Annotated in this window: 21 protein-coding genes; 6 read left to right on the top strand and 15 right to left on the bottom strand. The window is 58.2% G+C overall.

Annotation, left to right across the window (positions count from 1 at the left end; all coding sequences use genetic code 11):
* Window positions 1-39: 39 nt before the first annotated feature.
* From EL257_RS14655 to EL257_RS14645, 3 genes are all read right to left on the bottom strand, one after another.
* Entirely contained in the window at window positions 40-249 is a 210-nt protein-coding gene (locus tag EL257_RS14655; protein WP_126363688.1) for a hypothetical protein, read from the bottom strand.
* A 186-nt stretch (window positions 250-435) separates the two neighbouring features.
* Window positions 436-2,184 (bottom strand): phosphoethanolamine transferase CptA, encoded by a 1,749-nt coding sequence (locus EL257_RS14650; protein WP_126363686.1) that lies wholly within the window; start codon window positions 2,182-2,184, stop codon window positions 436-438.
* A gap of 191 nt (window positions 2,185-2,375) precedes the next feature.
* Window positions 2,376-2,558, bottom strand: a complete 183-nt coding sequence (locus EL257_RS14645; RefSeq protein WP_126363684.1) for a DUF6026 family protein — start codon at window positions 2,556-2,558, stop codon at window positions 2,376-2,378.
* Window positions 2,559-2,833: 275 nt separating this feature from the next.
* Here EL257_RS14645 and gnd point away from each other — a divergent pair, with 275 nt between their 5' ends.
* The 3 genes from gnd to EL257_RS14630 are packed head-to-tail and all read left to right on the top strand — an operon-like array spanning window position 2,834 to window position 6,152.
* Window positions 2,834-3,814, top strand: a complete 981-nt coding sequence (gnd, locus tag EL257_RS14640) for a phosphogluconate dehydrogenase (NAD(+)-dependent, decarboxylating) (protein WP_126363682.1) — start codon at window positions 2,834-2,836, stop codon at window positions 3,812-3,814.
* Entirely contained in the window at window positions 3,811-5,334 is a 1,524-nt protein-coding gene (gene zwf / locus EL257_RS14635) for a glucose-6-phosphate dehydrogenase (RefSeq protein WP_126363680.1), read from the top strand. The genes gnd and zwf overlap by 4 nt, the downstream gene beginning before the upstream one ends.
* A complete protein-coding gene (locus EL257_RS14630; RefSeq protein ID WP_126363678.1) occupies window positions 5,331-6,152 on the top strand; it encodes an HAD family hydrolase in 822 nt (273 codons plus the stop codon). The genes zwf and EL257_RS14630 overlap by 4 nt, the downstream gene beginning before the upstream one ends.
* Before the next feature lie 1,183 nt (window positions 6,153-7,335).
* Here EL257_RS14630 and nhaB read toward each other — a convergent pair.
* The 3 genes from nhaB to EL257_RS14615 all read right to left on the bottom strand — a co-directional run bounded on the left by nhaB (window position 7,336) and on the right by EL257_RS14615 (window position 10,686).
* Window positions 7,336-8,838 carry a sodium/proton antiporter NhaB gene (gene nhaB / locus EL257_RS14625; protein ID WP_126363676.1) on the bottom strand — a complete coding sequence of 501 codons (1,503 nt, stop codon included), beginning with the start codon at window positions 8,836-8,838 and terminating at the stop codon, window positions 7,336-7,338.
* A 77-nt stretch (window positions 8,839-8,915) separates the two neighbouring features.
* Complete coding sequence (locus EL257_RS14620) at window positions 8,916-10,202, bottom strand: hypothetical protein (protein ID WP_126363673.1); 1,287 nt, start codon at window positions 10,200-10,202, stop codon at window positions 8,916-8,918.
* Window positions 10,203-10,419: 217 nt separating this feature from the next.
* A complete protein-coding gene (locus EL257_RS14615) occupies window positions 10,420-10,686 on the bottom strand; it encodes a hypothetical protein (protein WP_126363671.1) in 267 nt (88 codons plus the stop codon).
* Window positions 10,687-11,040: 354 nt separating this feature from the next.
* Between EL257_RS14615 and EL257_RS14610 the strand changes: the two genes are divergently transcribed.
* On the top strand, window positions 11,041-12,366 hold the full coding sequence (locus tag EL257_RS14610; RefSeq protein WP_126363669.1) for a sigma-54 dependent transcriptional regulator: 1,326 nt from the start codon (window positions 11,041-11,043) through the stop codon (window positions 12,364-12,366).
* 130 nt (window positions 12,367-12,496) lie between these two features.
* Here the strand turns inward: EL257_RS14610 and EL257_RS14605 are convergent, their stop codons facing one another.
* The 9 genes from EL257_RS14605 to EL257_RS14565 all read right to left on the bottom strand — a co-directional run bounded on the left by EL257_RS14605 (window position 12,497) and on the right by EL257_RS14565 (window position 20,789).
* The gene (locus tag EL257_RS14605; RefSeq protein ID WP_126363667.1) at window positions 12,497-13,813 is read right to left on the bottom strand and encodes a transporter; all 1,317 of its coding nucleotides are present in this window, start codon (window positions 13,811-13,813) and stop codon (window positions 12,497-12,499) included.
* 45 nt (window positions 13,814-13,858) lie between these two features.
* Window positions 13,859-14,605 carry a hypothetical protein gene (locus EL257_RS14600; protein WP_126363665.1) on the bottom strand — a complete coding sequence of 249 codons (747 nt, stop codon included), beginning with the start codon at window positions 14,603-14,605 and terminating at the stop codon, window positions 13,859-13,861.
* 43 nt (window positions 14,606-14,648) lie between these two features.
* Complete coding sequence (locus tag EL257_RS14595) at window positions 14,649-15,329, bottom strand: C39 family peptidase (protein WP_126363662.1); 681 nt, start codon at window positions 15,327-15,329, stop codon at window positions 14,649-14,651.
* A 66-nt stretch (window positions 15,330-15,395) separates the two neighbouring features.
* Window positions 15,396-16,391, bottom strand: a complete 996-nt coding sequence (locus EL257_RS14590) for a heme utilization protein (protein ID WP_126363660.1) — start codon at window positions 16,389-16,391, stop codon at window positions 15,396-15,398.
* Window positions 16,392-16,462: 71 nt separating this feature from the next.
* Window positions 16,463-17,035: an adhesin gene (locus EL257_RS14585; RefSeq protein ID WP_126363658.1), complete on the bottom strand. Its 573-nt coding sequence runs from the start codon at window positions 17,033-17,035 to the stop codon at window positions 16,463-16,465.
* A 1-nt stretch (window position 17,036) separates the two neighbouring features.
* On the bottom strand, window positions 17,037-17,486 hold the full coding sequence (locus tag EL257_RS14580; RefSeq protein WP_126363656.1) for a hypothetical protein: 450 nt from the start codon (window positions 17,484-17,486) through the stop codon (window positions 17,037-17,039).
* A gap of 356 nt (window positions 17,487-17,842) precedes the next feature.
* Window positions 17,843-18,367 (bottom strand): AAA family ATPase, encoded by a 525-nt coding sequence (locus tag EL257_RS14575; protein ID WP_126363654.1) that lies wholly within the window; start codon window positions 18,365-18,367, stop codon window positions 17,843-17,845.
* Window positions 18,364-18,927: a nicotinamide riboside transporter PnuC gene (gene pnuC / locus EL257_RS14570; protein WP_126363652.1), complete on the bottom strand. Its 564-nt coding sequence runs from the start codon at window positions 18,925-18,927 to the stop codon at window positions 18,364-18,366. Before pnuC ends, EL257_RS14575 begins: the two co-directional genes overlap by 4 nt.
* Before the next feature lie 227 nt (window positions 18,928-19,154).
* Entirely contained in the window at window positions 19,155-20,789 is a 1,635-nt protein-coding gene (locus EL257_RS14565; protein ID WP_126363650.1) for a methyl-accepting chemotaxis protein, read from the bottom strand.
* 301 nt (window positions 20,790-21,090) lie between these two features.
* Here EL257_RS14565 and EL257_RS14560 point away from each other — a divergent pair, with 301 nt between their 5' ends.
* The gene (locus tag EL257_RS14560) at window positions 21,091-21,921 is read left to right on the top strand and encodes an undecaprenyl-diphosphate phosphatase (RefSeq protein ID WP_126363648.1); all 831 of its coding nucleotides are present in this window, start codon (window positions 21,091-21,093) and stop codon (window positions 21,919-21,921) included.
* The gene (locus EL257_RS14555) at window positions 21,918-22,346 is read left to right on the top strand and encodes a DUF1294 domain-containing protein (RefSeq protein ID WP_126363646.1); all 429 of its coding nucleotides are present in this window, start codon (window positions 21,918-21,920) and stop codon (window positions 22,344-22,346) included. The genes EL257_RS14560 and EL257_RS14555 overlap by 4 nt, the downstream gene beginning before the upstream one ends.
* The last annotated feature ends 104 nt before the right edge of the window (window positions 22,347-22,450 follow it).

Raw genomic sequence — 22,450 nt, 5'->3', positions numbered from 1 at the left:
AGCGGAGCCGCGAAAGGTCCATCGGTTGCTCGATGAATCTCAGTCGCGATACGACTCGGTGACCTGCGCGGTCTGATCGGCGGGAACGCGGATTCCTTTCGCGTTGGCGTCGCTGGCCTGTTCGCTTTGCGCGTGGTGAACCGGGAAATTGTCGTAGTAGTAACGCATGCGTTCGGCGCCGCCTTCAGCAAAAGCGCTGGCGGAGCCAAGGGCAATTAACGTGGTGAGCAGAGCGGTGATGATTTTCATGGTGCCTCCGACTGAACAAGTGGGAGTCGTTTCGTCCATGAAGCAAAACTCGAAAGCCGAGTTTCAACGGGAGGAATTAACAGGGGGTTAACATCCGAATCGCGGAGGTTTTACAAGGTGTTTCCACTGCGAACATCGGCTGAAGACCTGCATACGCTGATCAGCGTATGCAGGTCTTGAGGGCGTTTATTGCTGCACGACTTCTGTTGCGTTGGCGGCCGGTTTCTTCGGCTTCATCAAACTGAAGTCGATGAGTGGTCGCTGTTGGCGTTCGTAGGGGTTGCCGATCATCAGCGGGCGCTGCGTGAAGCTGTCACTGACCAGGCTGCGACTGCGATCCAGCTCATCCGCGCTCAATCCAGCCAGATCCGCCCAGGTATGGATGAACTGCGAGCTGCTGTACGGGCGGCTCAAATCTGCGGCGAAGCTCCAGTCATGGTTTTCCTTCCACTTCGGCGAGGCCCAGGCCATGAACGGGATGGTGTACATCGGCGCGGTCGGTTTGTTTTCGTTGCGACCCAGCGTGCCATGGCCGACCGAGTCGAACACGTCTTCACCGTGATCGGAGAGGTACAGCAGGAAACCGTTCGGATCGGACTTGGCGTAGTCCTTGATCAGGCTGGACACCACGAAATCGTTGTACAGCACGGCATTGTCGTAACTGTTGTATGTCGGCACCTGATCGTCACGCAGGGTGGCAGGCACGCCTTCGCGATCCTGGAACTTGTCGAAGCTCGGCGGATAACGATATTGATAACTCATGTGCGTGCCGAGCAAGTGGACAACGATCAGCTTGCGCGGCGCCGCATCGGTCAACGCCTTGTTGAACGGCTCGATCACGTCGCCGTCGTACTGCGCGGCGTTCTGGTTGCGGTTGTTGTTCAGGTACACCTGCTCGTCGGCCTGTTCAGAGAATGTCGTGAGCATGGTGTTGCGCTTGGTCATGGTTTGCTGATTGGTGATCCAGAACGTCTTGTAGCCGGCCTGTTTCATCACACTGACCAACGACGGCGTGGAAAGATAGAGGTCTGGATGTTCTTCGTCGGCAAACGTCAGCACCTGCTGCAACGCCTCGATGGTGTAAGGACGCGGCGTGATGACGTTGTCGAACACCGCCAGCTGATCCTTGAGCTTGTCCAGTTCAGGTGTGGTTTTGCGCGGGTAGCCGTAGAGACTCATGCGCTGGCGGTTTGTCGATTCGCCGATCACCAGCACCAGCGTCGCCGGTTGATTGGCCGCAACGTCCTTGAGATTTTTCAGCGGCGCGATCTTGCTCGCGTTGTGCAGCATGCCCTGCATGTCGGCCAGAGTTTCCTGATAACGGTGGTAAGCCACCGCCATTTGCCACGGCACGGCCGGTTCGATACGGGTTTCGAATTTCTCGAACCCTTCAGCGAAACTGCCGGTGCGCATGGTTTGCTTGACCAGCGGGTAACCGACGACGGCCACCACGATCGCCGTGGCCGCCACCAGCGCGCGGCCACGCGGCAGATACACCGGACGCAGACGGGTCCAGAGGAAATAAGCGAACAAGGTGTGCGCGAGGAATGCCGGCACCATCCACCAGGCAAAGTACTGGGTCATGTACTCGCCGGCTTCCGAGACGTTAGATTCGAACATGATGAAAATCACGCTCTGGGAAAACTCTTGCTGATAGATGAAGAAGTAACCCAGGCTGGCCATGGAGCAGGCCCACAGGACAATGCCGATGACGGCGGCGAGCACCTTGGTGCGCTTGGGAAACAGCAGCATCGGCGCCAGCCAGATTGCGCTCATCACAAACGCCTGGCGGAACCCGGTGAAACCGGAAGTACCGGTCAGTTGGATCAGCAGTTGGGTAATGCCCGAGAAATACCAGAAGAACACGAACAGCCAGAGAAAACCGGCCCAGTCGAAACCTGTCGCAGTCGTTTTGCTGCGTTTGAACAATGCCATTCAGCACTCCAGCGTGTCGTCATATCAACCGCCGGACCGCATCCATGAAACCGACGAACGGAGGCCGAACGCACACGCCCGGCCAGAATGCGCGGGAGTATCGCTAAGGCAATGTGAAAACTTTGTTAGTTTCGCAGGGGGGCTGGATCATGTCGGGAACGACGCAGGTCGCTCCCGAAGCTGGCGAGGGATCAGGCGTGGGGTTGACGCTGGACAACCGGGAACGGCTTGGGCTGGGCGCCCTGGGTCAGCGCGCGCAATTGCGCCAACTCTTGCTTGAGCTGATCGCGCTCGTCTTTCAACTGGCGCAGTTCGTCGCGGCGAATTGTGACGTAAAGGGTTTGTGGCGGCATTGCTGTGTGTACTGTGCCCATTGCTCACCTCGCAAATGGCGTGCATCAACTGTAAGTCACTCCTCGTTCCGAGGCGCTTGACTTACTATCGGCGCCAATTTTGATTTCTTTTGCCCTGGAAGGGAACTTTTTTATTTTTCATGGTCGGTGTGTCTTCGGCAGGATTCGGGGCGTTATCACTCTGGATCGGGCACAATGCCCGGAAACTTCATCGCAACGCTCTGGACTAACCTCCAACAGTCGCGTTGGGCTATAACCAATGACACACATTTATTTGTAGTAAGGAGCATCAGCACATGCAACTCGGGATTATTGGACTGGGCCGCATGGGCGGCAATATTGCGCGACGTCTGATGCTCAACGGTCACACCACCGTTGTTTACGACCGCAATACCGCTTTCATCGATAACCTGGTCGCCGAGGGCTCCACCGGCGTAGCCGATCTGCCAGCACTGGTTGCCGGCCTCGACAAGCCGCGCGCCATCTGGGTCATGTTGCCCGCTGGCGCACCGACCGAAGACACCATCTACACCCTGAGCACTTTGCTTGAACCCGGCGATACCATCATCGACGGCGGCAACACCAACTATAAGGATGACATTCGTCGCGCCAAAGCCCTCAACGAAAAGGGCCTGCATTACATCGACGTCGGTACCTCCGGCGGCGTCTGGGGTCTGGAGCGCGGCTACTGCATGATGATCGGCGGTGACGCCGAAACCGTGCAGCGCCTCGATCCGCTGTTTGCCGCACTGGCACCGGGCATGGGCGACATTCCGCGCACCAAGGATCGCAAGTCCGATGATCATCGCGCCGAACATGGCTACATCCACGCCGGTCCTGCTGGCGCCGGCCACTTCGTGAAGATGATCCACAACGGCATCGAGTACGGAATGATGGCCGCGTTTGCCGAAGGCTTTGACATTCTCAAGACCAAATCCAGCGAACGCCTGCCGGAAGATCAGCGTTTCGATCTGAATGTGGCCGACATTGCCGAAGTCTGGCGTCGTGGCAGCGTGGTTTCGTCGTGGTTGCTGGATCTCACGGCCGATGCACTGGCGAGCGATCCGAAACTCGACGGTTTCTCCGGCTCCGTCGCTGACAGCGGCGAAGGCCAATGGACCATCGAAGCCGCCATGGAGCAAGCGGTGCCGGTACCGGTGCTGTCGAACTCGCTGTTCTCGCGTTACCGCTCGCGCGGCCAGGGCACTTTCGGCGACAAGATCCTTTCTGCACAACGCTTCGGCTTCGGTGGCCACGTGGAGATTGCCAAGAAATGACCCGTACGATCCGCAGAAAGTCCAAAGCAGAACCCGCACCACCGACCACGCTGTTTCTGTTCGGTGCCCACGGCGACCTGGTCAAGCGTTTGCTGATGCCGGCGCTGTACAACCTCAGTCGCGACGGCCTGCTTGACGAAAATCTGCGGATCGTCGGGGTTGACCACAACGCAATCACCGATGAAGCCTTCGCGCTGAAGCTCGAAGACTTCATCCGCAGCGAAGTGGCGGCGAAAGTCGGCAAGGCCGATCAGATGCTTGATCCGGCCTTGTGGGCCAAACTCGCCAAAGGCATCAGCTACGTCGAGGGCGATTTCCTCGACGACAGCACTTATTCAGCCCTGGCGGCGAAAATCGCCGACAGCGGCACCGGCAATGCGGTGTTCTACCTGGCCACCGCGCCGCGTTTCTTCAGTGAAGTGGTTCGCCGCCTCGGCAGCGCCGGTTTGCTTGAAGAAACACCGGAAGCATTCCGACGGGTGGTGATCGAGAAGCCGTTCGGCTCCGATCTGCACACCGCCGAGGCCTTGAACGCTTGCCTGCTCAAAGTGATGAGCGAGAAACAGATCTATCGGATCGACCACTACCTGGGCAAGGAAACCGTGCAGAACATTCTGGTCAGCCGGTTCTCCAACAGCCTGTTCGAAGCCTTCTGGAACAACCACTACATCGACCACGTGCAGATCACTGCTGCCGAAACCGTCGGCGTCGAAACCCGTGGCAGTTTTTACGAACACACCGGCGCACTGCGCGACATGGTGCCCAATCACCTGTTCCAGTTGCTGGCCATGGTCGCCATGGAGCCGCCCGCGGCGTTCGGCGCCGACGCGGTGCGTGGCGAGAAGGCCAAGGTGGTCGGCGCTATCCGTCCATGGACGACGGAAGAGGCGCGGGCCAATTCGGTTCGCGGTCAGTACACGGCCGGCGAGCGTGATGGCAAGCCGTTAACGGGTTACCGCGAAGAGGCCAATGTTTCGCCTGACAGCACCACGGAAACGTATGTGGCGCTGAAGGTGATGATCGACAATTGGCGTTGGGTCGGCGTGCCGTTCTACCTGCGCACCGGCAAACGCATGAGCGTGCGCGACACCGAGATCGTCATCTGCTTCAAACCGGCGCCGTACGCGCAGTTCCGCGACACTGAAGTGGACGAGTTGCAGCCAACGTATTTGCGCATCCAGATCCAGCCGAACGAAGGCATGTGGTTCGACCTGCTGGCCAAGCGCCCGGGCCCGGCGCTGAACATGGCCAACATCGAACTGGGATTTGCCTACAAGGATTTCTTCGAGATGCAACCATCGACCGGCTACGAAACGCTGATCTACGATTGCCTGACCGGCGACCAGACCCTGTTCCAGCGCGCCGACAACATCGAGAACGGCTGGCGCGCGGTGCAGCCGTTCCTCGACGCCTGGCAACAGGATGCGAGCGTGCAGACTTACGCTGCCGGTGAAGATGGCCCGCAGGCTGCCGAAGACCTGCTGACGCGCGACGGTCGCGTCTGGCATGGCCTCGGATGAGTGACTTGCCGAAACAACCCATCCGGTTTCTGCTCAGCGACATGGACGGCACGCTGTTGCTTCCCGATCACACGCTGAGTCAGCGCACCATAGACGCCGTGCGTTCGTTACGCGAAGCGGGCGTATTGTTCAGCCTCGCCACGGGCCGGCCACCGAAAGCCATGTTGCAGCAGATCGAGGCCCTGGGCGTCGATCTGCCGACGGCGGCATTCAATGGCGGGACTATCGTCAATCCTGACGGCACGCTGTTGGCGGCGCATTATTTGCCGGCGACCACTGCGCTGATCGCACTGGCATTGTTTGCCGATCAGCCGGACGTGGAAATCTGGGTGTTCAGCGGCGGCGACTGGTTGCTCAAGGACCCGCACGGGCCGATGGTGCCGCGTGAGCAGCACGGGCTAGGCTATCCGCCGGTGGTGGTGGAGAGCTTCGAACCGTATCTGGAACATATCGACAAGATCGTCGCGACGAGCAACAACACCGATTTGTTGATTGAGCTGGAGGCGCAGTTGTTGCCTAAGGTCAACGGCATGGCGCAGGTCTCGCGCTCGCAACCGGTGTACCTCGACGTGACGGCGCTGGAGGCCAACAAAGGCACAGCGCTGACCACCATCGCCGAATACCTCGGCGTGCCACTGGAGCAAACCGCCGCCATCGGCGACGGCGGCAACGACCCGGCGATGTTCAACTGTGCGGGATTGTCGATTGCCATGGGCCAGGCCGAAGAGGCCGTGAAGCGCCAGGCCGACGTCGTCACCGCGCCGAATACCGAAGACGGCGTGGCCCAGGCCATCGAAAAATACATCCTTGTGCACTGAAACCTTGGTAGGAGCTGCCTCGACCGGACTTTGTAGGAGCTGACGAGTGAAACGAGGCTGCGATCTTTTGATTGTGCTTTGGCGGTTCAATATCAAAAGATCGCAGCCTTCGGCAGCTCCTACCTCGACTGAATTCTGTAGGAGCTGACGAGTGAAACGAGGCTGCGATCTGTTGATTGTGCTTCGACAGTTCAAGACCAAAAGATCGCAGCCTTCAGCAGCTCCTACCTCGACTGGACTTTGTAGGAGCTGACGAGGAAACGAGGCTGCGATCTTTTGATTGTGTTTCGGCAGCCAAGATCAAAAGATCGCAGCCTTCGGCAGCTCCTGCCTCGACTGGACGTTGTAGGAGCTGACGAGTGAAACGAGGCTGCGATCTTTTGATTGTGCTTCGACAGTTCAAGATCAAAACATCGCAGCCTTCGGCAGCTCCTGCCTCGACTGGACGTTGTAGGAGCTGACGAGTGAAACGAGGCTGCGATCTTTTGATTGTGCTTTGACAGTTCAAGATCAAAAGATCGCAGCCTTCGGCAGCTCCTACCTCGACTGGACGTTGTAGGAGCTGACGAGTGAAACGAGGCTGCGATCTTTTGATTGTGCTTCGACAGTTCAAGATCAAAAGATCGCAGCCTTCGGCAGCTCCTACCTCAACTGGACTTTGTAGGAGCTGACGAGTGAAACGAGGCTGCGATCTTTTGATTGTGCTTCGACAGTTCAAGATCAAAAGATCGCAGCCTTCGGCAGCTTTTACCTCGACTGGGCTCTGTAGGAGCTGACGAGTGAAACGAGGCTGCGATCTTTTGATTGTGCTTTGACAGTTCAAGATCAAAAGATCGCAGCCTTCGGCAGTTCCTACCTCGACTGGACGTTGTAGGAGCTGACGAGTGAAACGAGGCTGCGATCTTTTGATTGTGCTTCGACAGTTCAAGATCAAAAGATCGCAGCCTTCGGCAGCTCCTACCTCGACTGGACTTTGTAGGAGCTGACGAGTGAAACGAGGCTGCGATCTTTTGATTGTGCCTTGGCAGTTCAAGATCAAAAGATCGCAGCCTTCGGCAGCTCCTACCTCGACTGGGCTTTGTAGGAGCTGACGAGTGAAACGAGGCTGCGATCTTTTGATTGTGCTTTGGCAGTTCAAGATCAAAAGATCGCAGCCTTCGTCAGCTCCTACAGTGGGCAGTGGTTACAGCCAGTAACTCACGGCATACCAACCAAGCAAGCCCATCACCACGGTGTACGGCACCGCCATCCACACCATGCGCCCGTACGACAAACGCACCAGCGGCGCAATCGCCGAGGTCAGCAGAAACAGAAACGCGGCCTGACCGTTCGGCGTCGCGACGCTCGGCAGGTTGGTGCCGGTGTTGATCGCGATTGCCAAAGTCTCGAAGTGCTCGCGGCTCATGTGCCCGGCGAGAAACGCTTGTTTCACTTCAGTGATGTAAATCGTCGCCACGAATACGTTGTCGCTGATCGCCGACAACACGCCGTTGGCAATGAACAACATGCCCGGTTGTTGCTCGACCGGCAACGTCAGCACCCAATGAATCAGCGGTGCGAACAACTGTTGATCGTGAATCACCGCGACCACCGCAAAAAACACCACCAGCAGGGCGGTGAACGGCATGGCGTCTTTGAATGCGCTGCCCAGGCGATGCTCGTCAGTGATGCCGGTAAACGCCGTAATCAATACGATCACCATCAATCCGATCAGGCCGACTTCGGCCAAATGGAACGCCAGGCAGCCGATCAGGACCAGAGCGGCGCCCGCTTGCACCAACAGCGCGGCGCGCTGACGCGGGGTACGTTCAGCGTTGTCTTCGGCAGCGTAATTGGCCAGCACGGCGCGAACGTTGTCGGGCAGCAGCGTGCCGTAGCCGAACCAGCGCAGTTTCTCCAGCAGGACGCAAGTTACCAGTCCCGCCGCGAGGACCGGCATTGAAACCGGGGCGACTTTCTGAAAGAACTCGCCAAAATGCCAGCCCATTTCATGGCCGATCAGCAAATTCTGCGGCTCGCCGACCAGCGTGCAAACGCCGCCCAGCGCAGTTCCGACCGCGCCGTGCATCAACAGGCTGCGCAAAAATGCGCGGAACTGCTCAAGGTCTTCGTAATGCAGTTTTGGCAGTTGTTGGTCGTCACCGAACTCACTGTCCTGGCGCGGATCGTTGCCGGACGCGACGCGGTGATACACCGAATAGAAACCCACCGCCGCACTGATGATCACCGCCGTCACCGTCAGCGCATCGAGAAACGCCGAGAGAAACGCCGACAGAAAGCAGAACATCAAGGCCAGCATCGCTTTCGAGCGTACGCCCAGCAGCAACCGCGAAAACAGGTACAGCAACAGATCCTTCATGAAGTAGATGCCGGCCACCATGAACATCAGCAGCAGAATCACCGGAAAGTTGTGCGCCAACTCATCGTAAAGCGCCTGCGGTGTGGTCATCTTCAACAGCAGCGCTTCCACCAGCAGCAATCCGCCGGGCATCAGCGGATAGCACTTAAGCGCCATGGCGAGGGTGAAGATGAATTCGATGACCAGCAACCAGCCGGCAGCCACCGGGCCGACGGTAAATAGCACCAGGGCATTAAGGATCAGAAACCCGACGATGGTCGCCTTGTACCAGCGTGGGGAGTGTCCGAGAAAGTTTTGCGCGAACGCCTGGGCCATTGAACCGGACATCGGTAGCTCCTTGTATTAAGAAGCGCGCAAGTTGCCGGATGTGTCGAAGAAGATCAAGTGTAGGACGCGTCTCTCGATCACGTCAGATAACGCGCCACGACTGCGCGATAACAGCCATCGAGCGAATAGCCACCCACCACAATCTTGCCGCCGGCTTGCATGTCCACGCAGGTCGCAGTGTCCAGACTGCGGCCCAGGCGTGTGCGCAACCAGCCAAGGCCATTGCCGAACGTATCGTCGAGATGACCGTCGGCGCGAAAACGCGCGACGATGAAATCGGCTTCGACTCCGCCAATGGTCGAGCCGACGGCGATCAGGTCACCGTCGGCGGTGCGCTGTGCAGCGTTCCATTGGCAACCGCTGTGGCCGATATCGAGGATGTTTGGATGGCCGGCATTGCAGTGGAAGTCCGCGCGGCCATTGCCGTGCAGACTCAAGGCCAGGCAACGGATCGGGTCGCGGCTGCTGCCGAAACAATGCAGACGCCCCGCGGATTCCAGCACCTGACTGACCAGCACGCTGCGCCCATGTGCCTTGAACGCCATGAAGCCATCGATGGCAAACGTTTCGTCGAGCCGGCCATCCGCCAGGTACCGCGCCAGCAGGCCTTCCTGTGGCAGATCGATTGAACCACAAACGACGATTCGCCCATCCTCCTGCACCAACAGGCTGCTTAGCCAGGTGTTGAGCAACAGATGACGGATCATCACAAAGCCACGGCCATTGAATGTTTCGTCAAGGTTGCCATCAGGCGTGAGGCGGATCAGCAGACCGGCGTGATCGGCGAGTTCGAAATGATGATTGGCGATGAGCAGGATGCAACCGTCGTCCTGCACCACGATGTCACAAGCCTCAGCGCCCGGGACACCGGGTGGCAGCCAGATATCGCGATTGCCCATCGACAAGTCGCCGGGCAAACGCACGACGACAAAGCCGTTGTCGCCGAAGGTGCGATCCGGGCGGCCGAGGGCATCGAAAACAGCGAGAGCGGGCAGGGTGCGATGGGCGTTCTCATAATGCAGGCCCGCCAGCAGAATTCGACCGTCCGGCAACTCACGGACTCTGCCGGCCATACTTTCGAAACCGTGTGAAAACTGGCCGATGACGCTGCCCTGATGCCCGAATTGCAGATCAGCGGAACCGTCGTCCAGCAGGCGTGCGAGGCCAAAACAACTGCCATTTGGTGTCGTGACCTTGGCGGCGACCAGCACGCGACCTTGCTGATCGAGAGTGACCCCTTGGGTCATGCTGGAAATGCACCCGGCAAAGTAGACTTGGGCGATGCCGGTACCGGCGAAACCAGTGTCTAGTTGGCCGGCGTTGTGGGTTGGCTGCGGTAGCGCAGTCGCATTCAGGTTAGACATGCACGCGTCTCCTTGCGAGTCGACCGAAACCCGAAGCGGGCGGCAACTGCATGAGCCGAACATTCAATCCCTGTAGGCGGTGAAGTACAACCGGGTTAACGAGTCGCACTGTGCCAGAACAATGTCTTTTTGAACCAGTCGCAAGCTTGCCAAGCACTTGCCACGCAACTAATAAAAAAGCGCGGATAACACTGAGGTTATCCGCGCTTTGTCATTATTAGTGCGGCATCGACCACGATTGCAGGTTGTAACCTTCTTCGCTGAGTTCGGCGCGAGCCTGTTGCAACAATTGTTCAAGCTGCGCCGGATCGGAATAAGCGCTGCTTGGAATCTGTTTGCGGCCAATGTGGGAATTGGTGCGGTCGACGACGGTCAGGCTTAGTTCGCCATTGCCGTCTTGTGGCGCCCAGGCCACGCATTGAAAAGGTTTGAAAGCGTGGTTGGCAATCAGAAGAGCTTCGTTGAAACGGAGCGGGGCGGTCATGGTTCTTCTCTCTGTCGTGCCCAATCAAATGATCTGCCGTCGGTTGGGCTTACCGTTCGGCTGGTTACTTGTACTGATGCACGCAACCCGGGGACAGGTCACACATGATTAAAAGAAATTTCAAGTTTCTTTCGTTTTGGCGTTATTCACACGGGTTTTGAAAGCTGCGCGAAAGGTGGAAGCCAGCGAATTAATCGATAGCTAACTAATAACCGTGTTTCTTATAACGAGTTTGATTGTATGCCTATAAGCAATCGATACAAGGCGCTGTCAAAATCTTGCTAATGTTACAGTCGGGTCTGCCAAATGACTGTTTTTACAATCATTTCTAATATTTGGCGCCAAGGAACAGTCATGAGTGAAGCGCCTGCATCAAGACGTTTACTAGTAGTGGACCCATGCGACGACTGTCATCGCCTCCTGCCTGGATTACGCGCGGTAGGCTGGGATGTCGACAGTTGTACTTTGGAAAATGCTGCCGACCGCAGTTGTGATGTCGGCCTGCTGCGGTTGCAGCCATTTCATCTTGAGCGACCCGATGCGGTCAAGGAGCTGATCAGCCGCAGCGGCACCGAATGGATTGCCGTGTTGAATCAGGAGGTCCTGCGTTTACAGAACGTCGGCGACTTCGTCTGTGAGTGGTTTTTTGATTTCCACACTTTGCCCTTCGACGTTTCGCGGGTGCAGGTGACCCTTGGTCGCGCATTTGGCATGGCGCGTCTCCGCGGGCAGGGCACGATCCATGTTGACCAGCCCGAACACGAACTGCTCGGCGACAGCAAACCGATCCGCGAACTGCGTAAACTGCTCAGCAAACTGGCGCCCACCGAGTCGCCGGTGTTGATTCGTGGCGAAAGCGGTACCGGCAAGGAGCTGGTCGCGCGCACTTTGCACCGACAGTCGCAGCGCCACAACAAACCTTTTGTGGCAATCAATTGCGGCGCGATCCCGGAGCATTTGATTCAATCCGAACTGTTCGGCCATGAAAAAGGCGCATTCACCGGCGCCCACCAGCGCAAAATCGGCCGTATAGAAGCCGCTAACGGCGGCACGTTGTTCCTCGACGAAATCGGCGATTTACCCTTGGAACTGCAGGCGAATCTGCTGCGTTTTCTTCAGGAAAGGCACATCGAGCGTGTCGGTGGCAGTCAGCCGATACCGGTTGATGTGCGGGTATTGGCGGCGACTCACGTCGATCTGGAAGCCGCCATTGAGAAAAAACGTTTTCGCGAAGACCTTTATTACCGCCTCAACGTGCTGCAAGTGGTCACCGCGCCGCTGCGTGAACGGCATGGTGATCTGTCGATGCTGGCCAACCATTTTTCCCATTTCTACAGCCATGAAACCGGTCGACGCCCGCGCAGTTTCAGCGAGGATGCGCTGATCGCCATGGGCAAACACGACTGGCCTGGCAACGTGCGCGAATTGGCCAACCGTGTGCGGCGGGGCCTGGTTCTGGCTGAGGGGCGGCAAATTGAGGCGCGTGACCTCGGCCTGATCAGCCAGCATTCCATCGCCACGCCCATGGGCACTCTGGAAGATTACAAAACCCGTGCTGAACGCCAGGCGCTCTGTGATGTGTTGAATCGGCACAGTGACAACCTCAGCATCGCTGCCAAAGTGCTCGGCGTTTCCCGGCCGACTTTCTATCGGTTACTGCACAAACATCAGATTCGTTAGACAGGGCAAGATCAAAAGATCGTCCGATCGCGGCCCGGGTCTTTGGCGACCCCAGATCAAAAGATCGCAGCCTTCGGCAGCTCCTACACGGATCTATGTAGGAGCTGCCGAAGGCTGCGATCTTTTGCTTTTAGAAGTAATACGGGAATTTCAGGCTGAAGGAGAAGTCCGGCGCATCGTCAGTCATCCCAATCGACAAGTTAGGCACAATCGTCAAATTGTCGGTAGCCGCGATGGTCATGCCAACGTTGAAGTAACCGGCGTTGGCGTCGCTCGACACCACGGATTCCCAGTCGCCGCCATCCTGTTTCAGCTTGCTTTTGCGTTGCACCAGGTCAGATACCGAGAACGACATACTCATCTTCTCGTTCAGCGCAAACGCGATACCTGCGCCGATCTGGAAGCTGTCGCCAATGCGCACTTTGCCCGGGTTTTTCTGGTTGACGGTCGAGCTGATGTCGTCGAACGACTCCTCCAGGTTGTGGGTGTAGGACAAGCTGCCGAACAGCACCGCCGGGTCGAACGTCTTGACCAGCGATATGCCCGGTGTGATCGACCAGACGCCGTTGCCGGTGGGCAGGGTGTCGGGGACGAACAGGTTGGAGTTCGCATCGGTCTGGCGCAGTTTGATGCCGAACGGGTCTTTGCCGGTCGGCGCCTTGACACGCAAGGTGACGACCGCATCCGGGGTGTTGACCGACTCGTCGAGGAACTTGTAGGCGACACCGAAGTTGACGTCGCCAATGGTCGGATCCTTGGTGACGGTTTCTTCAGTGGTGACGCCCGCCGCGCCCTGGTTGCCGCCGCCCGACTGGTAAGTCGATTCGCGATACACCACGGGCACGTTCAGGTCGAACTGCCAGCGATTGTCGAAGTTGTAGCGGCCTGTCAGATCGAGGGTCCAGGTGTCGGCCTTGATCCGGTCGAGGTTGATGTTGCCGAGGAAAATCGAATCCAGCGCGAGGAAACCGTTGAGGATCAACTGGCGGGTGTCATAGCGCGAATAGGTGACCCCGGTTTCCACGCTGAACTTGCCGCCGCCAAAGAAACCGCTGGCTTCGTCATACAGGTTGGAAACACTTTGCGCCGGTTGCGAATCGTCAGCCAGCGATTGCCCGTAAGAAGCGCCACTGCCCCCGGCGGCGCCTCCTGAGGCTGCGGCCGCACCGGTGCCTGTGGCGGCTCCGGCAGCGACGCGATTGCCTTTCATGTCCGATGGTGATTTGGCCAGCCTTTTCGGCGGTGGGGCGGCGGGTTGTTCTTCTACCTGGCGGACCCGTTGTTCAAGTACCGCCAGGGCTTGTTGTTGTACTTCGTATCGTTGTTTCAGTTCCAGTAGTTCCCGTTTCAGGGCTTCTACATCGGCGTCGGGTGCTGCTTGCAACATTGCCGCCGGAAGAAGGGTACTCAAACACACTGCGACACGCAGTGAGACTGATCGATACATGAATAAGCCGTCCCTTTTAGCCCAATGATCGAGACTCAGCGTAGTTCAATATCCGATATTGCGTAGGGCCCCGAGTTGAGTCAGGTTGCAGTCCAGTGCACCGGCGCTTCTGCCGTTATTGTTAAGTACGACGTTGAGTTGCGTGAGGTTGTTGACCACGTTGGCACTGCCCAGCAGGCGGGTGTTTTGCAGCAGGCCGCCCTGTGCGACTTGTTGCAGCGCGGTGCCTTGATTGCCGCTGGCCTGAATGGCCATTTGCACGCCGCCACCGTTGGCCGAAACCGCGACACTGCCGGCGCCGTTGCTGCCGGTGATGGTCTGTCCGGCGATGAGGGCCTGACCTTGCGACGGCGCCAGTGCCGGTGCCTGACTCGCCTCGCGGACGTTGATCGCCACGTTGTTGTTGGCGGTGTTGCCATCACCTGCCGCCCGTACGCTTTGCGTCACGCCTTGGCTGCTGTTGAGGCCGGCGCCACCGATCACGGTGCCAGTGCCCAGTGACGGCGCGCTGCCGTTGCCCGACTCCTTGATGGTCGAGACGTAGAATTGCGGTTTGACCGTAGAGGCTTGGACCTGCATCGAGGTCGCGGCCCCGATCAAATCGCCGCTGGCGTTGCGCCAGGTGCTGCTCATTACAATGCCGAAGCTGATAATGCGCCCCGGCATGACGTAGCGACCACGCAGCTCGGCGAGCTCCTGGTCCTTGATTTCGATGGGTTTGAATCCGGCATGGGCAAAGCCTGACGCGCTCGCTGCCAGGCAGGCGGCGGCCAGCCAGTATGAGGTTTTCATCTGCTGCTCCCGGGACATCCAGTCCCAATCTCTAACTCGGCGATTAAAAGAAGTCGCTCTGAATGAACCCGAAATCCATCAATTCCGCATCTTTGACCGGGTTGAAGCCATCCAGCGTGTTCTTCGCCGTCAGCGGCACCGGAGGGCTGCGCAAGGCGTTCGCCTTGTCATAGCCTGGGCCGACGATGGCAAAGACGATGCCGTTCCAACCTTTGACAAAGTCGTCATGTTTGTAGCGCTTGTGGCCGAGAACCGGGTCACCGATGTAGACCCACTGCTTGTCCGAACGCTGTAGCACGACGAAATGCTTGTAGCCGCGAATATCCATCAGAACCACCACCGGAATGGTCACCGCTTCGAGTTTCTCGGGCGGGATCCGGTAGCCTCGGGCACGCATGCCGATGCTTTCTACGTAGCGCTTCATGTCGAGCATGGAAAAACCCTGGGTTCGCACCAGGTCCTGGTCAGCATTGACCAGCATGCCTTTGATGATGTGCTCCTCATCGACGTCGAGCCAATAAGCCTGACGCAGGACCGTGGCCAGTGCAGCAGCGCCGCAACTGAAATCGGTCTTCTGTTCGACGATGTCGGCAAACTTGCGCTCCCGAATGCTTTGCACGTCTTTGTAGACCAGCACGCCACCCGGCAGGGCAGCCACGGGCATTTGCGCTGCCTGAGTCAGGCCGCACAGACACAGCAAAGCGAGGAGGGCAGAAGTCCGCATGATCGAATACGCCTTGTGGAACCGAGGAAAAAAGCCCCGTTACCGGGGCTTTCGTTTCGATCGCGATTACATGCAGGCTTTGCAACCTGCGGCGATGGACAGCGAGTTGCTTTGTTGGTTGCCCACACCAGCCGAGACGTTGGCTCCGCCGTTGCCGGAGAAGTTGTTCATCGAGTTGGTCATGTTGGCGTTGTTGACGACAGGAGTTTTCCAGCCATCTTTGGTCAACACTTGTTGGGTGGTTACGCCAGCGAGGCCAAAAGAACCCACGGCTTCGAACTTGGCTTTCTGATCATCGTTGCCGCCGTGGCCGCCGCCACGGTTACCCCAACCGCCATGGTTGTCGTCTTCGATGGTTGCAGTGCCTTTGGCTTTGAACGTGCCAGCGGCTGCATAAGTGCCAGTAAGGGTGTCGGTTTTGTAGGTTTGCACGCCTTTGTTGTCGACTACCAGGCCGGTCGAAGCCTGGTTGGCAGAGGCGGCAGCCTGCGCTACACGACCGCCGGACACGGCGATGGCGAGGTTGTTTTTCTGCTGGTTGAAGTTGCCGGCGCTCACGTTGATGCCGATGTTGCCGGAACCATTGTTGCCTGCGTTGTTGAGCGTGGCGTTGTTGAAGGTGGACGAGTTTTTCACATAGTTGTTGTTGTTGACCTGAGTCGCACTCGAAGCCGCAACAGCATTGCCGAAGATGAAGCTTTCGTCAGCGGTCGCCAGTGCAGCAGCGTTGTCTTGCTGGTTGCCGTCGCCGGCTGCAACGTTGGCGCCCATGTTGCCGTTGGAGCCGTTGAGCGAGTCGCTGGCATTGGCATTGTTCAAGGTGCCCTGGTTTTTTACCACGTTGCCGTCGCTGTTTTGCGCGTCGAGCACAGCGGCGCCAGCGCCTGCGGTAATTTGCAGCAGTTGTTCAAGATTAGGACCTTGCGGCTGGCCGTGACCGTTGCCGTGTCCATTTCCATTTCCATGACCGTTGTTGTCATCACGGCCGCCCGCTTGTGCTGCCATTGCCATCACTGCTGCGAGTGCGAAAACCAGTGGTTTGAGAGCCATTGTAGGTTTCATGGTGTTTCTCCATCGTGCTTATTAGTTGGTTAAGTGTCGGTACTTTCTAATTGCACTGCTTTTTGTATGGGTCAGTCTGCGACCCGGATGCTCAGGGTGTTAGCCATGCGGTTCCCCACCCCGGCACTCTGGTTCACCTGAATTACCCCGCGGCTGCCGGTGAAGGCCTGATCACTTGTCGTGACCTGGCGACTGCCGATAGAGGTACCAGTTGCTCCTGAGCTTGGTAAAAACGCCACGTTCTGTTGTGAAAGGGCGCTGTCGTCAACGCTCTGCGGGGCAGCACTGATGCTGACGCGCGTGACGTTGGCCATTTGATTGTTGGCACCGGCGCCCTGGTTCACACCAAGGATCCCGTTGCCGTTACTGAAAGAGTTGCCGCCAATGTTGGCGCTCGCGTCGATGGCGCGGCTGGCGGGTGTGTCAATGCTCTGCATGACGTGCGTGGTGGCGTGGGATTCGGTGCCGATCGCAATCGCCTTGGTATTGGCTTGTTGCATCTGGTCACCGGCGGCCTGGTTGACGTTGAAATTGCCGCGGTATTGCGCGCCCGAATTCTGCAGGTTGGCATTGTTGACCGAGGCCGAATCGGCCATGGCCTGGGTGCAGCCGAGCAGGGCGAGAAGCAGTAAGGTGCGATTCATGTCATTGGCCTCCGGCCATGCGAGTCAGAGGCGCCAGACCGGTGCTCATCGCCCGGTTGACGGTGTTGGAAATCGAACCGCCTGCACCGCCGCCACTGCCGGTGCGCATGCCGGGCAAGCCGTTTTGGTTGGTCAGTGTGTTCATGCCGGGCAGGTTGGAGCTGGGCGTGGTCATGTTGCCGCGAATCGACGACCCGCTGGCGACATTGGCGAAATCGCCGTCGCTGAGTTCGGTGCTGCTGAGGGTCTGATTGATCCGCGCCGAAGGGTTGGCATTGACGGTGGTCGGGTAAGGATCTTTGCCGCCGTTGCGGCCGATCGGGATCGGCTGAACGTCGCGGTTGAGGACGATCACACCGTTGCCCTCGGCCTGGGCGTTGAAGCTGCTGAATGTGCTGGCTGCTGATCCGATCAGCAGAAGGCAGGTCAAGGTTTTATTGATGTTCCCCACGGCTGCATTCCTTCTTCAGTGGGCTGGCCCTAGTCAGCGTTGTGAAGGAGAGAGCGAAAGCTGTGCCGCTTTTGATTTTCGATTTGTTTTCAATGAGTTAACGGAGAGTCGCGCTGGGTAGATGTCAGGCGTGTTTCAACGCTGATACACCACTCCAAGCCCTAAGCTGTCCGTTGGCTGAACAACGCTCTGGAATGGGGGTTTGCGCTTGAGTGTTTCACCTGCCTAACACTCGGCATGACAAAGCAATGAAGTGCGTTTAGACGGGCACTTTGGACATCGTTGAGTGTTTCAGGAACGGACACTTTGCCCCCCAAAACCGGGGGAACCACGGGGCAAGCGCCCCAAAGAACGGGCTAGTTTGCCAACAGATGCTCAACCAGTGTGAATGCCCGCGTTTGCCGTTCAAGCCAGTTGCCTTGAATAACCTCGAACGGTTGGCAATGTTGTTCAAGCCAATCGCGAGTGGCGTGGAAAAATGCCAGTCGTTCATTCATATCTGGCTGGCAACGCTGACCGTCATCAGTCCAGTCGACCTGTTCCGGGGACAACAACAAGTGCAGGTCGTAATGGCGTGCCAACAACTCGCGTTCCAGCCATGGGGGGCAATCGCCGAACAGGGTCTGGCTCCAGAGGATATTGCTCAACAGGTGAGTGTCGAGGATCAACAGCGCCGGCAATTGCGCGCGGGCCTGATCTTCCCATTGCAGTTGGCCACGGGCGATCTCGGGGATGTCCGCCAAACAAGTCTCGCGAGGATTCAATTCGATGAAGCGCCGCACGTATTCATCCACACGCAGGCCACCGAATCGCTGCTCGAGGCCCGCCGCCAGCCAGCTTTTGCCGGTCGACTCGGGACCAGTCAGGACGACGACCTTCATGTGCGCAGCGCCGGATCGGCACGCCATTCGCGCCAGCCTTGTATGGCCAACAGCGTGAACAGGCCATAGAGCCCTGCGGTGAGGTACAGCCCCTTATAGATGAACAGGCCAACGAAGATCACATCGAGGACGAACCACAGCGCCCAGCATTGCAGACGTTTTTGTGCCATCCATAGCTGCGCGACGAGGCTGAAACCGGTCAGTGCAGCATCGAGCCACGGTTGCGCCGCGTCGGTCCAATGCGCCATGGCCGCGCCCAACAACACGCTGCCGACGGCACCGAAGCCGAGGCCGATCACTAACAAGCGATGATCCAGCCGCGTGACGTGGCGACCGTCGTGCATCGTCCCGGCTCGCGTCCACTGCCACCAGCCGTAAACTTGCAACGCGGCGTAGATCACTTGCAGCAACATGTCCGAATACAGTTTCACTTCATAGAAGATCCAGCTGTAAAGCAGCACCATGACCAGCCCGACGGGCCAGCACCACGGATTCTGTTTGACCGTCAGCCAGACGGCGATCACACCGAGGGCGGCGGCAAACAGTTCGAGCCCGGACATGAAGGTTCCTTTGGGGAATTGAGGAGGGGGCGGATTGTACTGTATTCGCCAGATCAAAAGCCCCTCACCCTGACCCTCTGCCGGGGTGAGGGGACTAATAGGGGATGTTGTAAGTAGCGTCGGCCTGGAAGATCTTTAGCGAATCCGTGAACGCCAGCCACCTCGGTCGGCTCCCTCTCCTTGGGGAGAGGGCTGGGGTGAGGGGTGAATTCATCTCGGCGTCTGGGTCAGACCCGGAACTGACGCAACAACCCGTTGAGCTGTTCGCTCAACTGCCCAAGTCGCAAACTCGCAGCGCTAGACTGTTCGGCCGCCATGGCGGTGCTGTGCGAGAGTCCGGCCGCCTGGGTGACGTTCTGGTTGATGTCTTCAACCACATGCGCCTGCTGCAATGTCGCGCTGGCAATCGATGCGTTCAAACCGTTGAGATTGCGCAGCGCCTGACCAATTGCATTGAGACTTGCGCCGGCCAGGCCTGCCTGTTCGATGGTCAGTTGCGACGCCTTGCTGCTGTCGCCGATGACCTTCACGGCTGCCTCGGAATGATTCTGCAAGCGCTCGATCATCGACTGGATTTCCGCCGTCGATTTCTGCGTACGCTGCGCCAGCAACCGCACCTCATCGGCAACCACCGCAAAACCGCGACCTTGTTCACCCGCGCGGGCTGCTTCAATGGCCGCGTTGAGCGCCAGCAGATTGGTCTGCTCGGCGATCGAGCGGATCACTTCGAGCACGCTGCCTATCTGCGTGCTTTCAGCGGCCAGCGTGCGGATCACCTCGACGGCTTGATCGATCGTGCCCGAGAGCCTGTCGATCTGCTGCAGGCTGCCGTCAATATTGATCTGACCCTGCTGCGCCTGCGCTTCGGCATCGCGCATTTCAGCGGCAGCATGCTCGGCGTTCTTCGCCACGTCCTGCACGCCGTAAGTCACTTCATTAACGGCGGTGGCCACCAGTTCCATTTGTTGCGACTGCTGCTGGCTGCGTTGCTGGGCTTGCGCCGCGTCGTCGCCCAGTTGGCTGGATGACTGACCGAGCGCACTGGCCGACACCTGCAAGTCGCCGATGACCCGACGCAACTTGGCCGTGAAAGCATTGAAATGATGGGCGAGTTCGGTGACCTCATCCTTGCCGTGGGTGTCGAGGCTGCGGGTCAGGTCGCTTTCGCCGCTGGCGATGTTGGCCATCGCATTCACGGTTTCCTGCAACGGACGGACGATGCTGCGCGCAATCAGAATCACCAGCAGCGCCATGATCAGCGCAATTGCCAGACCAATCGCCGATGCCTTGATCATCTGCCCCTGAAATTCGGCCTGCACGTCGTCGACATATACGCCGGAGCCGATCACCCAACCCCATGGCTCGAAGAGTTTTACGTAAGACGTTTTCGCCACTGGCTCGGTCGCGCCCGGTTTCGGCCAGCGATAATTGACCATGCCGGCACCTTTGGCTTTGGCGATGGCGACCATTTCGTTGAACACCGCAAAACCGTCAGGATCGCGGATCGCCGAGAGGTTCTGGCCTTCGAGTTTGGGATTGGTCGGGTGCATGACCATCACGGGCGTGAGGTCGTTGATCCAGAAGTAGTCACTCTGGTCATAACGCAGGCCGCGAATCGCCGTCAGCGCCTGTTTCTGCGCGGCCTCTCTGGCCAAGGTGCCGGCGGTTTCGAGGCCGTGGTAATAGGTCAGCAGACCACTGGCGGTCTGCACCACATGCTGGGTTTTCTGCGCCTTGGCGTGATACAGGTCATCGTGAATCTGCTTGAGCATCAACGCGCCCAAGGTCAGCAACATCACCACTGCCACAATCAGGATGAGCCACAAGCGTCGGCTGATCGACACACTGCGCAAGCTGTTCATAACGCTGTCACTCCGGGTTCTTGTTCTTGTAGTTAACCGCTGCCTGCATCCATCCACGATTCGGTGAGCAGGCATATCGACCGGGGTCGTAAGCCGCAGCAGCATTAGTACGGCTTGTCTGATAGGATTTCGGCCCCGCGCGCTAAAACCTGAATCCAAGTTGATATTTCACGCAATTTTGACTGTTGCGTGTGGATCCTGTGCGCGGAATCGGTCGAGCCAAAAGCCGCTACTCTGATCGCAGTGAACGTAAAAAAATACTATCGGGGCATGCCGGTGCGCATCGCTCTTTGGGGGATTGATGGATCTTTGGACGGCTTTGCAGGCACTTATTCTTGGCGTTGTAGAAGGGCTGACGGAGTTTTTGCCCATTTCCAGTACCGGACACCAGATCATCGTTGCCGACTTGCTCGGATTCGGCGGTGAACGGGCAATGGCGTTCAACATCATTATTCAGTTGGGCGCGATTCTCGCGGTGGTCTGGGAGTTTCGACGGAAGATTTTCGACGTGGTCATCGGTTTGCCGACCCAGCCGAGTGCGCGGCGTTTTACCGCCAACCTGCTGATTGCGTTCCTGCCTGCGGTGGTACTCGGTGTGATCTTTGCCGATCTGATCCACGAATACCTGTTTAACCCGGTCACGGTTGCAGCGGCGCTGGTCGTCGGCGGCGTCATCATGCTCTGGGCAGAGAAGCGTCAGCATGAGGTGCATGTCGAAACTGTTGATGAGATCACCTGGAAAGACGCCCTGAAAGTCGGCTTCGCCCAGTGTCTGGCGATGATTCCCGGCACTTCACGCTCGGGCTCGACGATCATCGGCGGCTTGCTGTTCGGGCTGTCACGCAAAACCGCCACCGAGTTCTCATTCTTTCTGGCCATGCCGACCATGGTCGGTGCTGCGGTGTACTCAGGCTACAAGTATCGAGACCTGTTCGTGCCGGCGGATTTTCCGGTGTTCGCCATCGGTTTCGTCACCGCGTTTATTTTCGCGATGATCGCCGTGCGCGGTTTGCTCAAGTTCATTGCCAACCACAGCTATGCAGCGTTTGCCTGGTATCGGATCGTGTTTGGTCTGCTGATTCTGGCGACCTGGCAGTTCGGCTGGGTGGATTGGGCGGCGGCCAAGCCTTGAGTGACTCCCGCGCACGCCGGCCGGAAGGGCGACCCTCCGGTGGCGGTGTCCAGCACCTGAAATTCAAAGTGATCATCTTGCTGATCGTCTGTGCGTTGCCGTTGTTCGGCGCGCTGTCGATGTGGCTGAACGATATCTCGCGCGTGCCGCTGGCGGCCTATGGAATTGTCAGCGTGCTGGCGTTCTTCATGTATTGGGCCGACAAGCGCAAGGCACGCGCCGATGCCTGGCGCACCCCGGAAAATATCCTCCATGCCGTAGAACTGGCGGGTGGCTGGCCGGGCGCGTTGATCGCCCAACAAGTGTTCCGGCACAAGACGCGCAAGGTGTCTTTCCAGATTCTGTTTTGGGTGATCGTGGCGTTGCATCAGATGTTCTGGATCGACCAGATATTTCTCGGCTCGAACCTGTTGTCTCTAATCTGACAGCCACAGCAGATCCCCGGTGGGAGCGAGCCTGCTCGCGATAGCGGTCTACCTGTGACGTTAAGATCGACTGACACACCGCTATCGCGAGCAGGCTCACTCCT

Origin of the sequence: Pseudomonas fluorescens, assembly GCF_900636825.1 — a bacterium.
Lineage (GTDB): Bacteria > Pseudomonadota > Gammaproteobacteria > Pseudomonadales > Pseudomonadaceae > Aquipseudomonas > Aquipseudomonas fluorescens_BG.
The sequence above is the reverse complement of the archived record's forward strand: the minus strand, read 5'-3'. Positions and strand labels throughout refer to the sequence as shown.

Bases quoted from the DNA above. Each gene is read 5' to 3' on its own strand.
- EL257_RS14655 (WP_126363688.1), bottom strand. From the start codon at position 249: ATGAAAATCATCACCGCTCTGCTCACCACGTTAATTGCCCTTGGCTCC.
- EL257_RS14650 (WP_126363686.1), bottom strand. From the start codon at position 2,184: ATGGCATTGTTCAAACGCAGCAAAACGACTGCGACAGGTTTCGACTGG.
- EL257_RS14645 (WP_126363684.1), bottom strand. From the start codon at position 2,558: ATGGGCACAGTACACACAGCAATGCCGCCACAAACCCTTTACGTCACA.
- gnd (WP_126363682.1), top strand. From the start codon at position 2,834: ATGCAACTCGGGATTATTGGACTGGGCCGCATGGGCGGCAATATTGCG.
- zwf (WP_126363680.1), top strand. From the start codon at position 3,811: ATGACCCGTACGATCCGCAGAAAGTCCAAAGCAGAACCCGCACCACCG.
- EL257_RS14630 (WP_126363678.1), top strand. From the start codon at position 5,331: ATGAGTGACTTGCCGAAACAACCCATCCGGTTTCTGCTCAGCGACATG.
- nhaB (WP_126363676.1), bottom strand. From the start codon at position 8,838: ATGTCCGGTTCAATGGCCCAGGCGTTCGCGCAAAACTTTCTCGGACAC.
- EL257_RS14620 (WP_126363673.1), bottom strand. From the start codon at position 10,202: ATGTCTAACCTGAATGCGACTGCGCTACCGCAGCCAACCCACAACGCC.
- EL257_RS14615 (WP_126363671.1), bottom strand. From the start codon at position 10,686: ATGACCGCCCCGCTCCGTTTCAACGAAGCTCTTCTGATTGCCAACCAC.
- EL257_RS14610 (WP_126363669.1), top strand. From the start codon at position 11,041: ATGAGTGAAGCGCCTGCATCAAGACGTTTACTAGTAGTGGACCCATGC.
- EL257_RS14605 (WP_126363667.1), bottom strand. From the start codon at position 13,813: ATGTATCGATCAGTCTCACTGCGTGTCGCAGTGTGTTTGAGTACCCTT.
- EL257_RS14600 (WP_126363665.1), bottom strand. From the start codon at position 14,605: ATGAAAACCTCATACTGGCTGGCCGCCGCCTGCCTGGCAGCGAGCGCG.
- EL257_RS14595 (WP_126363662.1), bottom strand. From the start codon at position 15,329: ATGCGGACTTCTGCCCTCCTCGCTTTGCTGTGTCTGTGCGGCCTGACT.
- EL257_RS14590 (WP_126363660.1), bottom strand. From the start codon at position 16,391: ATGAAACCTACAATGGCTCTCAAACCACTGGTTTTCGCACTCGCAGCA.
- EL257_RS14585 (WP_126363658.1), bottom strand. From the start codon at position 17,035: ATGAATCGCACCTTACTGCTTCTCGCCCTGCTCGGCTGCACCCAGGCC.
- EL257_RS14575 (WP_126363654.1), bottom strand. From the start codon at position 18,367: ATGAAGGTCGTCGTCCTGACTGGTCCCGAGTCGACCGGCAAAAGCTGG.
- pnuC (WP_126363652.1), bottom strand. From the start codon at position 18,927: ATGTCCGGGCTCGAACTGTTTGCCGCCGCCCTCGGTGTGATCGCCGTC.
- EL257_RS14565 (WP_126363650.1), bottom strand. From the start codon at position 20,789: ATGAACAGCTTGCGCAGTGTGTCGATCAGCCGACGCTTGTGGCTCATC.
- EL257_RS14560 (WP_126363648.1), top strand. From the start codon at position 21,091: ATGGATCTTTGGACGGCTTTGCAGGCACTTATTCTTGGCGTTGTAGAA.